At 33.0% G+C, this 14,659-nt stretch carries 13 protein-coding genes and 1 riboswitch; of the genes, 11 read left to right on the top strand and 2 right to left on the bottom strand.

All coding sequences use genetic code 11. From position 1 onward, the window contains the following. Positions 1-4: 4 nt before the first annotated feature. Positions 5-1,255 (bottom strand): methionine adenosyltransferase, encoded by a 1,251-nt coding sequence (gene metK, locus AC1RRN_RS11510; RefSeq protein ID WP_492967438.1) that lies wholly within the window; start codon positions 1,253-1,255, stop codon positions 5-7. Between the two features lie 824 nt (positions 1,256-2,079). On the opposite strand from metK, the gene AC1RRN_RS11505 reads away from it, so the two are divergent. The 10 genes from AC1RRN_RS11505 (at position 2,080) to AC1RRN_RS11460 (ending at position 12,570) form a co-directional block, all read left to right on the top strand. After that, positions 2,080-2,274 (top strand): hypothetical protein, encoded by a 195-nt coding sequence (locus AC1RRN_RS11505; RefSeq protein WP_492967437.1) that lies wholly within the window; start codon positions 2,080-2,082, stop codon positions 2,272-2,274. A 64-nt stretch (positions 2,275-2,338) separates the two neighbouring features. Next, a complete protein-coding gene (locus AC1RRN_RS11500; RefSeq protein WP_492967436.1) occupies positions 2,339-3,643 on the top strand; it encodes an O-acetylhomoserine aminocarboxypropyltransferase/cysteine synthase family protein in 1,305 nt (434 codons plus the stop codon). 114 nt (positions 3,644-3,757) lie between these two features. Continuing rightward, entirely contained in the window at positions 3,758-4,846 is a 1,089-nt protein-coding gene (locus AC1RRN_RS11495; RefSeq protein WP_492967435.1) for a homoserine dehydrogenase family protein, read from the top strand. 624 nt (positions 4,847-5,470) lie between these two features. Continuing rightward, complete coding sequence (locus AC1RRN_RS11490; protein ID WP_492967434.1) at positions 5,471-5,668, top strand: hypothetical protein; 198 nt, start codon at positions 5,471-5,473, stop codon at positions 5,666-5,668. Between the two features lie 188 nt (positions 5,669-5,856). Next, a riboswitch (SAM riboswitch) is annotated at positions 5,857-5,965 on the top strand. Positions 5,966-6,044: 79 nt separating this feature from the next. Continuing rightward, positions 6,045-7,028, top strand: a complete 984-nt coding sequence (locus AC1RRN_RS11485; RefSeq protein ID WP_492967433.1) for an alpha/beta fold hydrolase — start codon at positions 6,045-6,047, stop codon at positions 7,026-7,028. 1 nt (position 7,029) lies between these two features. Further along, positions 7,030-9,444 (top strand): bifunctional aspartate kinase/homoserine dehydrogenase I, encoded by a 2,415-nt coding sequence (thrA, locus tag AC1RRN_RS11480; protein ID WP_492967432.1) that lies wholly within the window; start codon positions 7,030-7,032, stop codon positions 9,442-9,444. A 74-nt stretch (positions 9,445-9,518) separates the two neighbouring features. After that, complete coding sequence (locus AC1RRN_RS11475) at positions 9,519-9,944, top strand: OsmC family protein (protein ID WP_492967431.1); 426 nt, start codon at positions 9,519-9,521, stop codon at positions 9,942-9,944. Between the two features lie 182 nt (positions 9,945-10,126). Beyond that, positions 10,127-11,299 (top strand): trans-sulfuration enzyme family protein, encoded by a 1,173-nt coding sequence (locus tag AC1RRN_RS11470; protein ID WP_492967430.1) that lies wholly within the window; start codon positions 10,127-10,129, stop codon positions 11,297-11,299. A gap of 205 nt (positions 11,300-11,504) precedes the next feature. Then, positions 11,505-12,014, top strand: a complete 510-nt coding sequence (locus AC1RRN_RS11465) for an RDD family protein (RefSeq protein WP_492967429.1) — start codon at positions 11,505-11,507, stop codon at positions 12,012-12,014. Positions 12,015-12,159: 145 nt separating this feature from the next. Then, the gene (locus AC1RRN_RS11460; protein ID WP_012023576.1) at positions 12,160-12,570 is read left to right on the top strand and encodes an RrF2 family transcriptional regulator; all 411 of its coding nucleotides are present in this window, start codon (positions 12,160-12,162) and stop codon (positions 12,568-12,570) included. 89 nt (positions 12,571-12,659) lie between these two features. Here the strand turns inward: AC1RRN_RS11460 and AC1RRN_RS11455 are convergent, their stop codons facing one another. Continuing rightward, entirely contained in the window at positions 12,660-13,442 is a 783-nt protein-coding gene (locus AC1RRN_RS11455) for a sulfite exporter TauE/SafE family protein (protein ID WP_492967428.1), read from the bottom strand. A 309-nt stretch (positions 13,443-13,751) separates the two neighbouring features. Here AC1RRN_RS11455 and AC1RRN_RS11450 point away from each other — a divergent pair, with 309 nt between their 5' ends. Next, positions 13,752-14,654 (top strand): sulfite exporter TauE/SafE family protein, encoded by a 903-nt coding sequence (locus AC1RRN_RS11450; protein WP_492967427.1) that lies wholly within the window; start codon positions 13,752-13,754, stop codon positions 14,652-14,654. Positions 14,655-14,659: the final 5 nt, after the last annotated feature.

Genomic DNA, 14,659 nt, shown 5'->3' with positions numbered 1-14,659 from the left:
TAAATTACAATCCAAATGCAGCTTTTACTTTGTCAACAAAATCAAGTTTTTCCCAAGTAAATAACTCAACAGTAACCGTTTTTACATGTCCTCCCGGAGCAGAAAAAGTTTTTGTTACAACTTCTGGTTTACGTCCCATGTGTCCGTAAGCAGCAGTTTCACTATAAATAGGATTTCTTAATTTCAAACGTTGCTCGATAAAGTAAGGACGCATATCAAAAATAGCTTCTACTTTTTTAGCGATTTGACCGTTTGTTAAGTTTACTTTAGAAGTTCCGTAAGTATCAATAAAAATACCCATTGGCTCAGCAACTCCAATTGCGTAAGAAACCTGTACTAAGATTTCGTCAGCTACACCTGCAGCAACTAAGTTTTTAGCGATATGACGTGTAGCATAAGCAGCACTTCTGTCTACTTTACTCGGATCTTTTCCAGAGAAAGCACCACCACCATGAGCTCCTTTTCCACCGTAAGTATCAACAATGATTTTTCTTCCTGTTAAACCAGTATCTCCGTGAGGTCCTCCAATTACGAATTTTCCTGTTGGGTTAATATGGTAGTTGATTTTATCATTGAATAAATGCGCGTGAGCTGGATTTTTAGCAATGATTCTTGGAATCAAAATTTCGATAATATCTTTTTTGATTTTAGCCAACATTGTAGCTTCTTCATCAAAATCATCGTGTTGAGTTGAGATTACAATCGCATCAATACGAGTTGGTTTGTTATCGTCGCTATATTCTAAAGTTACCTGAGATTTAGCATCTGGACGTAAATAAGTGATTTCCTTGTTTTCACGTCTTAAAATAGCTAACTCTTGTAATAATTTATGAGATAAATCAAGTGCCAAAGGCATGTAGTTTTCAGTTTCGTTAGTTGCATAACCAAACATCATTCCCTGGTCACCTGCACCTTGCTCTTCTGGCTTAGCTCTGTCAACCCCTTGATTAATATCAGCTGATTGCTCGTGAATTGCTGATAAAATTCCACAAGAATTTGCCTCAAACATATACTCACTTTTAGTATATCCAATTTTACGGATTACTTCGCGGGCAATTTGCTGCACATCTAGATAAGTATTCGATTTTACTTCACCTGCTAAAATTACCTGACCTGTTGTAACCAGCGTTTCACAAGCTACTTTTGAGTCAGCGTCAAATGCCAAAAAGTTATCAATTAATGCATCCGAAATTTGATCTGCAACTTTGTCTGGATGCCCTTCACTAACAGATTCTGACGTAAATAAATAAGCCATAATAATTTATTAAATTAAAATTAAGCGAGGAGAAATTGCTAAAAAGGCTAAAGGAGAGTTTCTGCTTTAGCATTTTTTAATACTGAAATCAAATCTTCAGCATTCATAATGAACCATTTCATTATGAAGAGGTTGCAATCAGTTCAAATTTTTCCTCTGTATTCGCGTGCAAAGGTATGAAACCATTTTGATTTGCAAATTAAAGTTCAACTTTTTTTATTTTTATAAACAGAAATTTAACACAAACATACTAAATTGATAGGGTAATAGAAATTAATTTAGTTTTTGTTTGGTCGATTAAAAAATAGTTCAGACATTTGCCTCATCAAAATAAATAAGGAAAATGAAATTAACTGTTTGCAATATGTCTTGTATGATGCCGGAGCCTTCCGCAGAGAGACTATTGTAGTTTATTTTCAAACATCATATAGAGAACCTCTGCAGACCGCAGAGGTTTTTTTTGTTCGAAAATGAAGCAAAATGTGAAACCTTTTTAAGTAGAAAAAAATTTAGCATTAAGCACCTGATTCTGGAGATAAATAAAATTTTAATGTTAAATATCAATATTTGGTTTGGTAGTTCGATAAATAGTTATTACATTTACTCTATCGAATTAGTCGAGTTTAAAAAAAGAATTAATTTTAAATAAAATGAAAACAATAGCTAATAGAAAAATGATGTGTTGTGAGATGATGCAAATGTGCATCCCAATTAGCTGTTGCCAAAAAGTGAAAGAGTGAGTCTTTGTTATAGTTAGAACTATAAGTCCTTTTGGTAGCCATCCGAAAGGGCTTTTTTTATTTCAACATTTTAAATTTTAAATCATGAATACATTAGATATAAACACAATTGCATTTCAGTACTTATTGAGATCGGAATCCCAAAAAAATAATAGTAAATCTGAAGAAACAACAAGTGAAGTTGTAAAGTATAATCCGGAGCAACAGATAAAAACTCAAAAATCCTTACTCTTTCATATGTATGAATTAGAAGAAGAAGGAGAATATACTTTCGTTTAAATCAATTCAAAATCAAATAACAATATATAATAAGTATTAACAATATTTAAAAAATTAAGAAATCATGAGTACACAAAAATTTGCAACAAACGCATTACACGCAGGACACGATGTAACTAAAAATGCAGGAACGAGAGCGGTGCCAATTTATCAGACATCTTCGTATGTTTTTAATAATGCTGATCACGCTGCCAATTTATTTGGTTTGGCCGAAGCCGGATTTATCTATACCAGATTAAATAATCCAACAAATGATGTCTTAGAACAACGTCTTGCAGCGCTTGAAGGCGGAATCGCGGCTGTTGTTACAGCATCAGGAGCGTCAGCAATTGCGACAACCTTTTTGACTTTGCTAAAAGCCGGAGATCATATTGTAGCTTCGAATAGTTTATATGGAGGAACTTATAATCTATTAAAAGTGACTTTGCCAAGATTAGGAATTACAACCACTTTTGTAGATCCTTCAAAACCAGAAAACTTTACAAAAGCTGCAAAAGAAAATACAAGAGCTTTCTTCGTGGAATCTTTAGGAAATCCAAAATTAGATGTTTTGGATCTGAAGGGAATTTCGGCGGAAGCCAAAAACTTTAAAGTGCCTTTTATTGTAGATAATACTGTGGCAACTTCTTATTTGCTAAAACCAATTGAACACGGAGCAAATATCGTAATTCATTCCTTAACCAAATATATCGCCGGAAACGGAACTTCATTAGGAGGTGCCATTATCGATGCCGGAAATTTTGACTGGTCAAACGGAAAATTTCCGGAATTTACAGAACCTTCCGCAGGATATCACGGATTAGTGTATCACGAAGCTTTAGGAAATGCAGCCTTTATTGCAAAAGCAAGAATTGAAGGATTGCGTGATTTTGGTGCGGCTCTGAGTCCGTTTAATGCTTTTCAGATTATTCAGGGATTAGAAACTTTACCAATCCGAATTAAAAAGCACAGCGAAAATGCTTTGGCTTTAGCCGAATGGTTAGAGAAGCAAGAAGAAGTGGTTTGGGTGAATTATCCAGGTTTGAAATCGAGTAAATATTATGATTTATCACAGCAATATTTGCCAGAAGGTCAAAGCGGAATTATCACTTTTGGATTAAAAGGCGGTTTCGAAGCGGCTAAAAAAGTCGTTGATGAAACAAAACTATTCTCGCTTTTAGCAAACATCGGAGATACAAAATCGCTAATTATTCATCCGGCAAGTACAACGCACCAGCAATTGTCTGATGACGAACAATTAGAAACCGGAGTTTCAAAAGATTTAATCCGACTTTCTGTTGGAATTGAAGACATAGAAGATCTTATTGCTGATTTGCAAACGGTTTTTGAAAGCGTTACACAGTCACAATATAGTATCAATAAAAATTAGGTTTTTTTGTTTTTTGTTTGAAAAATTGCCTTTAGCAATGTGGTGTTGCTAGAGGTGATTTTTTATGATTAAAAACCCAACATATGGTTTAAATTAACCCCAATAAATAAAATTATGTCGAAGCTTAAAATAAATATTATCCTTTTTGGAATTGGGAATATCGGAAGTACTTTGATTAATCAAATTATTGAAAGTCAGGAGTTTTTTCTTCAAAGTAAAAACATTGATTTTCATTTTCCTATTATCACCAATTCTACAGTTGCTTTTTTTGAAAAAGAAGGTGTTGGATATGCCTGGGAAACCAATTTTAGAGAATTGGCTGTTCCTTTTAAGGTACAAGATATTGTAGAATTCGCTAAAGAAAACGAATTTGAGAATTTGATTGCAGTTGACGCAACGGCCAGCGACGAATTAATTGGTCATTATAATACGCTAATTCAGAACGGATTTAATATTGTTGCTGTAAATAAAAAAGCAAATACGTTGCCAATTGATCTTTATAAAGAGATACGAGAGAATCTTAAAAAGTATGACAAAGAGTTTTTGTATGAAACCTCAGTCGATACTGGTTTTCCGGTTTTACAAACTGTAAGGGATTTGTATTATTCCGGAGAAAAAATAACGAAGATACGTGGTGTTTTCTCAGATAATCTGAGTTATGTTTTTAATCGGTTTTCTACTGAAGAAGCTTCTTTCTCCTCTATATTGAAAGATGCAAGTCTTTTAGGTTTAATGCGTTCTACCTTTAAGGAGGATTTGTCAGGAAATGATACTGCCAGAAAATTATTGATTTTGACAAGAGAAATTGGGAAAGATTTTGAGCTGTCAGATATAAAAATTGATCCTCTTATTAGGGAAGAACATTTAGAGAAAAACGGAATCCTTAATAAAGAAGCAATTGACAGATCATTTAAAATTGCAAAAATCACGCAGTCAGATAATCATGTTTTAAGATATGTTGGCGAATTTGATGTGGAACGTAATCTATTAGAAGTAAAATTACTATCGGAACCTGTTTCATCTGCCATTGGTCAGTTAAAAGGATCTGATTCCATATTTGAGATTTATACACAGTCTTACGCTAAGGTTCCAATTGTAATTCAGAGTGCATCTCCGTGTAAACAGGCAATTTCAAGAGGGATTATTACTGATATATTAAAAGTGTCAGAAAAAATTAAAAATAAAGAGGCGGTCTGGCTTTAAAAATTGAAGTTAGAAATGTTTTTGAAAGTTCTTTGATAAACTGATTTGCGGAGATATTAAAGCGGAAAGTCTGTTTTGTAAGTTTTTACTTTGTTTTTATGAAACAAAACTTTTGTAAGATGTTTTATATCGTTAAAATGTGCTTTTTTATCGTTTTTTTGTCATAATTTACTTAAAATAATTTGCGTAATTAAAATAATATTTGCATATTTGTTAAACCCAAAAGCTACTGAATCAATGAACTCAAATGTCTATAAAATGTTTTGCGCCATTTCGGTTAATACCGTTGGGATGTCTTTTGCTTAAATTGTAAGAAAACAATAATATTATATGCAAAGCCTCCCAATAATTTTAGGAGGCTTTTTAATTTTATAACAAAATGCAAGAATTTAAAATAATAAATAAATCACAGATGAATAAATCCCTACAGATGAACAAGATGTTCACTGTCGCATTTATTTGCGTACGCGTCTGTTGATTCCAAAAGAATATATGAGTTTAAAAACTTAAACCCTTTTGGCATCCTAATCCAAAAGGGTTTTTTTATTTCATCCGGCTGGCTTAACAAAATAATAAACGAATAATAAAGATAATAATACACAAACTAAACTAAACTTAAATATCATGAGCACATTAAACTACTTATCAAGAACATTTTCAACATTGAAAAACAGGACTAAAAGAAACAATCCGCCGCCAAAAAACGAATTGATCCATCCAAGATTCGGAATAACAGAAACGGATAAAAAAACAGATAAAAAAGAACCAAACTCTTTATTGTTTTTGATGTATTCAAAAGAAAATGAAACGCTTTTTATCTAAATCGAAAAGTATCATAAAATAGGGGAATACCTGCTTAATTTTACTGGGCAATTTGTTCGGTAAATTTTTGCGTATAATAGTTTTAGTTTGAATTATATTTAAGAAATTGAGGAATCAGTTTCGATAAAATTTGTTTGTTTAAGAAAATAGTAGTTAATTTGCACCTTTAAGTTCAAAAACGTATTGAAATGTTATAAAGAAAGGACGAGGGATTAGACCCGATGAATCCTTAGCAACCCTTCGGTAAAGCGAAGAAGGTGCTGCATTCTACCACGCCCAAACGTGGAAAGATAACAACAAGAATTTTTCTAGTTTCTTACTAGTTTTTTCTTTCTAATATTTCCAGATACAAATCAATAATACAACAGATTTGAAATTGGAAAATATACCAAACCCCATTAGCATACAAAATTTCACCACCGAAAATGGTGCACTATACCGTTCGTTACCTTTAAGTTTTACCGTTGCCGGTTTGCCATTACATAGCGCGCCTATTGTTTTGGTCAATCATGCTTTGACAGGAAATGCTCAGGTTACCGGCGAAAATGGCTGGTGGAACGACTTAATTGGAGAAGGAAAAACAATTGATACCAGCAGATATACCGTATTGGCATTTAATGTTCCGGGCAATGGAACAGATTCTTTTATAATTGAAAAATACCAGGATTTTACGACCAGAGATATTGCCCGAATTTTTATTAAAGGACTTGAAATCTTAAATATAAGTCAGGTTCATACGATTATTGGAGGTTCTGTTGGAGGAGGAATTGCCTGGGAAATGTTGGCACTAGAACCAAATATTACTCAAAATCTAATACCAATTGCGACCGACTGGAAATCGACTGACTGGATGATTGCCAATTGTTTTTTGCAGGAGCAAATCCTGAACAATTCATCAAAACCAATCGAGGATGCCCGGATTCATGCCATGTTGTGTTACAGATCTCCCGAATCATTCAAAGAAAAATTTCAACGTACTGTCAATGAAAATCTTTCCATTTTTAATATAGAAAGCTGGTTGGCACATCACGGAGATAAATTGCAAAAGAGATATCAATTAGCATCTTATAAATTGATGAATCAATTGCTTAAAACCATAGATATTACAAGAAATAGTGCCGATTTTGAAACTTTAATGTCTAAAACAAATGCAGCGATTCATATTATTGGAATCAATTCGGACTTGTTTTTTACTGCCAGAGAAAATAAAGAAACCTATGAGGAGTTAAAAAAGTTCAAAGAAAATGTTTTTTATAGTGAAATAGATTCGCTGCACGGGCATGACGCTTTTTTAATAGAGTACAAACAATTAGATCATTTACTTGCCGATATTTTTAAGGCAGAAACAATAGCAAAATAAAATGAAAATATTAAAATTTGGAGGTAAATCATTATCAAACGGAGAAGGACTTAATAAAGTTGTTTCAATAATTTCTGATAAAGTAAATCAGGGCGAAAATATTGCCGTTGTAGTTTCGGCTCGCGGAGACGCAACGGATGAATTAGAGTATATTTTAAAAATTGCTGCTAAAAACGGGAATTATAAAATCTTGTTAGAAAATTTTAAAATTTATCAAATTTCAGATTATCCTCAGGTAGATCTGTCTGAAGAATTCAATATTTTGGATAAACTGTTTGAAGGCGTAAGCTTAATTGGTGATTACAGCAACAAAATTAAAGATCAGATTTTATCTAAAGGTGAGTTACTTTCGGCTAAATTATTGACAGCAATTTTAAAAGAAAAAGGGATTCCGGCGAATTTTGTTGATTCAAGAGAATTATTAAAAACAGATTCTAAATTTGGTGATGCACAGCCTTTAGAGCAACTTTCCAAGAAAAATGTTGTCAATTATTTTAAAGAACACAATGGTTCAACGGTAAATATTGTAACTGGTTTCATTGGTTCAAACAATAATAATGACACCACAACTTTAGGAAGAAATGGTAGTAATTATACGGCTTCGTTAATTGCTAATTATTTAAATGCCGAAGAGTTACAAAACTTTACGCACGTTGACGGAATTTACACTGCAAACCCTGATTTAGTTGCTGATGCAAAAAAAATCGAATTCCTTTCGTTTAATGAAGCAAATGAATTAGCGAATTTTGGTGCCACAATTTTGCACGCCAAAACAATTATTCCTTTATTGGAAAAAAATATTCCGCTTCGTATTTTAAATACATTCAATCATGAAAACCGCGGAACTTTAATTACTTCTGACTCGACGAAAGAAGGAATCAAAACACTTTCTGTTTTAGAAAATGTTTCTTTGGTGAATCTTGAAGGCCGTGGATTGCTTGGAAAAGCTGGTGTTGATGCCAGAATTTTTAAAGTAATGGGTGATAATAATATTAGTGTTAGTATTATTTCGCAAGGTTCTTCAGAAAGAGGAATTGGGCTTGTTGTAGCAACTGAAAAAGCTACGTTGGCAATGGTTGAATTAGAAAAAGAATTCGAAAATGACTTTTATTCTAAAGATGTAAATCAAATTACGGTAACTGATAATGTTTCGGTTATTTCGATTATTGGTCAGGATTTGAGTACTTTCCATAAACCTTACACTGCTTTAATTAAAAATAAAATTGTTCCAATCTTGTTTAACAACACTGTTACGGGTAAAAACGTGAGTTTGGTTGTTAAAAAAACAGAGCTTCATAAAGCTTTAAACGTAATTCACGGTGAGATTTTTGGAGTTTCTAAAAAAATCAACATTGCCATTATTGGTCACGGTTTAGTGGGTGGAACATTAATCAATCAGATTTTAGAATCGGCTTCAGCTATTGAAAAAAGAAAAGATGTTCGACTGAATGTTTTTGCAATTGCCAATTCTAAAAAATTACTTTTAAATAAAAACGGCGTAACTTCAAACTGGAAAACCGAGATTGAAAAAGAAGGCCTTGCTTATACTATTCAGGATATTATTGCTTATGCTAATCAACATCATTTAGAAAATTTAATTGCGGTTGATAATACAGCAAGTGCTTCTTTCGTAGAAAATTATATCCCATTTATAGAAGGTAGTTTTGATTTGATTTCTTCTAATAAGGTAGCCAATACATTAAGTTATGGTTTCTATAAAGAATTGAGAAAATCTTTGGCAGAAAATCAAAAGAATTATTTATACGAAACCAATGTTGGAGCAGGATTACCATTAATTGATACAATCAAATTACTGCATCTTTCAGGTGAAAACATCACAAAAATTAAAGGAGTTTTCTCAGGAACATTGAGTTATTTATTCAATAATTTCTCAGCAAAAGATGTTCCTTTTAGCCAAATTTTGCAAGAAGCAATCGATAACGGATACACAGAGCCAGACCCGCGTGAGGATTTATGCGGAAATGATGTGGGAAGAAAATTATTGATTTTGGCGAGAGAATTAGACTTGCAAAATGAATTTGAAGAAATTTCAATTCAGAATCTAATTCCGGAACATTTGCGTGAAGGGAATGTTGCTGATTTCTTAACCAAACTGAAAGAATTCGACCCAATTTATGATAAAATAAAAGCCGATCAAAAACCAAATCATGTATTAAGATATATTGGTGAATTGTCTGGAGACTTGCAAAACGACAAAGGAAATTTAGAAGTAAAACTAGTATCTGTTCCTTCTGATACCGCACTTGGCGGATTGAAAGGTTCAGATTCTTTCTTCGAAATTTATACAGAATCTTACGGAGATCGTCCAATCGTAATTCAGGGAGCCGGTGCAGGTTCTGCAGTTACAGCAAGAGGAGTTTTTGGAGATATTTTGAGATTATCAGATAAAGGATAATTCTAATTTTAGATTGAAGATTTTAGAGTTTAGATTGCAAATCTTAAGCTCAAACAAAACAAAAAACAAAAAAAATGAAAGTAACCTTAAACAGAGTAAACGACGCGTTTCATTTCAAATTAAAAAATGAAAGAGGTCATGTAGTTGATGTTGATAGCAGAGCTGAATTTGGCGGAAGCGATTTAGGTGCAAGTCCAATGGAATTAGTATTGATGGGTGTTGCAGGATGCAGTGCTATTGATATGATTTCGATTTTGAAGAAACAACGTCAGGAAATAACTTCATTTAATGCTGAGGTTGAAGGCGAGCGTGTTCAAATTGAAGAAGCAAAACCTTTTAAAGAAATCAATGTAGTTTTTTACCTAGAAGGCGATATCAATCCTGAAAAAGCACAAAGAGCTGCACAGCTTTCTTTCGAGAAATATTGTTCAGTTGCCAAAACGGTTGAACCAACAGCGACAATAAAATATAAAGTTGTATTGAACAACGAACAATTGTAGAATTAGAAAATTAGTCAATTAGTCAATTTGAGAATTAGAAAATTAGATAATTCTTTTATTGATTGTAACAAAACTGCAGAAAAATTCTTAGTGTATCTCTGAGTTTCTTTGCGAGTCTTTGTGAAATTATAAAACTAGCGAATTAGTGCTAATCAGTGCAATTCGTGTTAAACAAAAAAATAATGAGCGATCAAGAATTTGGTTTTGAAACCCAAGCCATCCGTACACATTTAGAAAAAACACAATTTCAGGAACATTCAACTCCTTTGTATTTATCATCAAGTTTTGTATTTGAAGATGCAGAAGATATGAGAGCGTCTTTCACAGAAGAGAAAGTACGTAATATTTACTCTCGTTTTAGCAACCCAAATACTACAGAATTTGTAGACAAGGTTTGTGCAATGGAAGGTGCCGAAGCTGGTTATGCTTTTGCAACCGGAATGGCCGCGATATATTCTACTTTTGCAGGATTATTAGAATCTGGCGATCACATTGTTTCTGCGGGAAGTGTTTTTGGATCAACTCATGCGTTGTTCATGACATATTTTCCAAAATGGAAAATTGAAACTTCTTATTTTGATATCAATAAGCCAGAAACCATTGAAAGTTTCATCAAACCAAATACGAAGATTTTATACGCAGAAACACCAACAAATCCTGGTGTAGATGTAGTTGATTTAGAATTATTGGGACAAATCGCAAAAAAGCACAATTTGATTTTAATAATCGACAATTGTTTTGCAACGCCATACATTCAACAACCTATTAAATACGGTGCACATATCGTTATTCATTCGGCAACAAAATTAATAGATGGACAAGGTCGTGTACTAGGCGGAGTTGCAGTTGGAGAAGCAGAGTTGATTCGAAAAATATATTTATTTTCGAGAAATACAGGACCGGCAATGTCACCATTTAATGCTTGGGTTTTGTCAAAAAGTTTAGAGACTTTGGCTGTTCGTGTTGACAGACATTGTGAAAATGCTTTAAAAGTGGCTGAGTTTTTAGAAAATCATCCAAATGTTGCGAGTGTGAAATATCCATTTTTAAAATCACATCCAAAATATGAGATTGCTAAAAAACAAATGCTTTTAGGAGGTAACATTATTGCCATTGAAATTAAAGGAGGTCTTGAAGCAGGAAGGAAATTTTTGGACAAGATTAAATTATGTTCTCTTTCGGCAAATATTGGAGACGTTAAAACAATTGTAACACATCCAGCCTCTACAACACATAGTAAATTGTCTGTTGAAGAAAAGCTGGCAGTTGGAATTACAGAAGGTTTAGTACGTGTTTCTGTAGGTTTAGAAACAGTAAAAGATATTATTGCCGATCTAGATCAGGCGCTTTCTTAAGGTATTTTAGATTTATGATTTTAGATATTAGATTGCAAAATTTATATCTGAATTTATTATTTTTTTTAAAACAACGATTTTTGACTGTAGATTTATTACTGTTAAAAATCGTTGTTTTATTTAACAATTGTTTGAGTAAAAAGTATATTTTTGTTCATAACGAAATCAAAAAATCTAACTTAACCTTAATTAACCCTTATCGCTTATGAGTAATTCTACTTACATTTTAGATGATACATTATTGGTGTCCGGTGGCACACGTTTTTTGAATTACATTATTGATTTAGTCTCATTTTTTATAGTCTTAATTGCGATTGGCGTTGTATTAGGAATTTTGACCAATTTCTTTGGAATGACTGCACTCGGTCTATGGGTTGATAATTTGGGTGATTTGGGATGGAATGTTGTAGCGATTACTGTATCTATTATTTATTACACGGTTATGGAAGGATTCTTTGGACGATCTGTAGGCAAATTTATTACGGGCTCTGTCGTTGTAGATGAAAATGGAGAAAAACCAAGCTTTGGAATAATTTTTAAAAGAAGTTTGTGCCGTTATATTCCTTTTGATGCCTTTACTTTTTTAGGAGGTTCAAGAGGCTGGCATGATTCTATTTCTGATACCTATGTTGTAAGTAAAAAAGGATTGGATGAAAGTGTAAAATCGTTTCATGATTTTAATTTAATTGGTGTTCCGGAAGCAGAATTAATTTAAACTATACTAATTTGGTAGAATATAGTTGTTCATTATATTATTATTCTCGTTCAAAAAGTATATTTTTGTAACAGAAAAATATCTAGAGTGTAGATTTAAAACTTCGAATCTAAAATCTACACTCTAAAATCTAAAATTTATATACGTGCTTTCAAAGAAAACAAAATACGGAATTAAAGCTTTAACTTATTTGGCCAGACGCGAAAACAACGAACCTGTACAAATTGCTGAAATTGCCAAAAGCGAACATATTTCAATTAAATTTCTGGAAAGTATTTTATTATTACTTCGAAACTCTGGTTTTCTTGGAGCCAAAAAAGGAAAAGGTGGCGGATATTATCTTATCAAAGATCCAAAAGATATTAGCATGGCTAAAGTCTATCGTATTCTTGAAGGTCCAATTGCACTTTTGCCTTGTGCCAGTCATAATTTTTATGAAAAATGTGATGATTGTGATGATGAATCAACCTGCGCCGCCAGACGTTTAATGACCGAGGTTAGAGATAACACGCTTAAAATTCTTGAAAGTAATTCATTGGCAGATATTGCGTTTTAAGTAATTCTGTTTTAAAACAATATAAAAAAGACCATTTCATACTTCCTGAAATGGTCTTTGCTTTTTATAAAATGATGATATTGTTTCTTCTAAAAAACTAATTTATAACCTGCCAGAAAAAGCATCACTGCGATTGCATTTCTAAGAAATAAATCGGGTACTTTTCCGCTCAACATACTTCCTATGAAAATCCCGGGAAGTGAGCCCATTAATAGCTGACCTAATAATCCCAAATCTAAATTTCCCATTGAGGCATGTCCAATTCCTGCAACAAGAGTTAACGGAACGGCATGGGCAATTTCAGTTCCAACTAAACGTGGTGTTGGCAAAAGAGGATAAAGGAAAAATAAAGTAACAGTTCCTAATGCGCCGGCACCAATAGAAGTAAGTGTTACGGTCGCTCCTAACAATACTCCAATCCCGATAGTCAGCATATTTTGGGTATGACTTTCACTATGAAACTTGTCTCCGGCATGTTTTTGAGAAAACACTAAAAGTTTCTTTTTAAATAAAATAGCCACTGATGTAAACAGTAATGCCCAGCCTAAACTGTATTTGATTACCGCATTTATTGTACTAATATCTGTTTTGATGCTATTTAAAATCCATAAAGTAAGTAAAGCGGCAGGCACGCTACCTAATGTAAGCCAGCCTGTTATCTGCCAATTGATATTGCTTTTTTTATGATGCACAAATACGCCTCCCATTTTGGTAAAAGCCGCATACAATAAATCGGTACCTACGGCTGTAGTTGGAGGAATACCAAACCACAATAAAATTGGAGTCATTAAAGAACCGCCGCCAACACCTGTCAACCCTACCACAAAACCAACGAGTAAACCCGCAATAACAAGACCGATTTGAAAATCCATAATAAAAATTTGCCGTAAAAATAACAACAATTTTATAATTATCCTATGGAAATGGTAGACTTTAAAAATCTATTTTAAAAAACAAATATTCGTTCTGAATTTATTGTTTGAATACGTTGAAATAGTGTATTATTTGTTAAATTAATTCGTCAAAGCTTTAAATATCTATGAAAGATGTAATTGAGGGGTTATTAGAGGGTTAAAAAAATAAAAATATTGTTTTGATATTTAGAAATAAGTAGTATTTTTGCAAAGTAATCTACTAACCCGATAGGGTAATGGATTTTGTAAAAAAGATATAGTAGAAATATGGAAAAAGAGCTAAAATTAAATAGTGCTGATGTTAAGTCTGATACGTCATTAAAAGAAAAATTATGGGTTATTGTGCCTGTGGTTTTGTTGGTCGGTTTATTGACGGTTTTAGTCTATAATCATCACGCTGAATTTTCATGGAACGGTTTTGTTTCAGGATTTAATCAGGAGTTTTTAGTTTTTTTCTTTATTGGTGTTTTTGCTCAATTGGTTGATGGAACGTTAGGAATGGGTTACGGAGCAACTTCAACTTCTTTTTTATTGGCTTATGGAGTTCCGCCAGTAGTGAGTAGTACGGGAGTTCACGTTGCAGAAATGTTTACAACCGGAGCATCGGCGATTTCTCATCATCGTTTTGGGAATATCAATAAAAAACTGGTGAAACATTTGTTGATTCCGGGAGTTTTAGGCTCGATTACAGGAGCTTACTTACTTTCTGATGTGATTAATGGTGATGTTATAAAACCGTTCATTGCAGTTTATATGATCATTTTAGCGATCATTATTATTAGAAAAGCATTAGCAAAAAGTATTATAAAAAAGAAAACCAAAAAATTAGGAATACTTGCCACTTTTGGAGGTTTTATGGATGCTGTAGGTGGCGGTGGCTGGGGACCAATCGTAACTTCTACATTGTTAGGAAGAGGGAGAAATCCTCGTTACACTATTGGTTCTGTAAATGCAGCTGAGTTTGCGGTTTCATTTGCAAGCGGTATCACTTTCATGCTTTTTGGAGGAATCCATGGCTGGCAGGTTATTATAGGTTTGATTTTAGGAGGTGTAATTGCAGCACCATTGGGAGCCTATTTGGTAAATAAAATCAAAAGAAAACCAATGATGATTGCCGTTGGAATCCTAATTATATTATTGAGTTTAAAAACATTATCTAAATTATTGTAAGCAGT

The sequence above is a fragment of the Flavobacterium sp. GW821-FHT11G01 genome (genome assembly GCF_058808175.1).
Note: the sequence above shows the minus strand (reverse complement) of the source record. Positions and strands in the feature narration are given on the sequence as shown.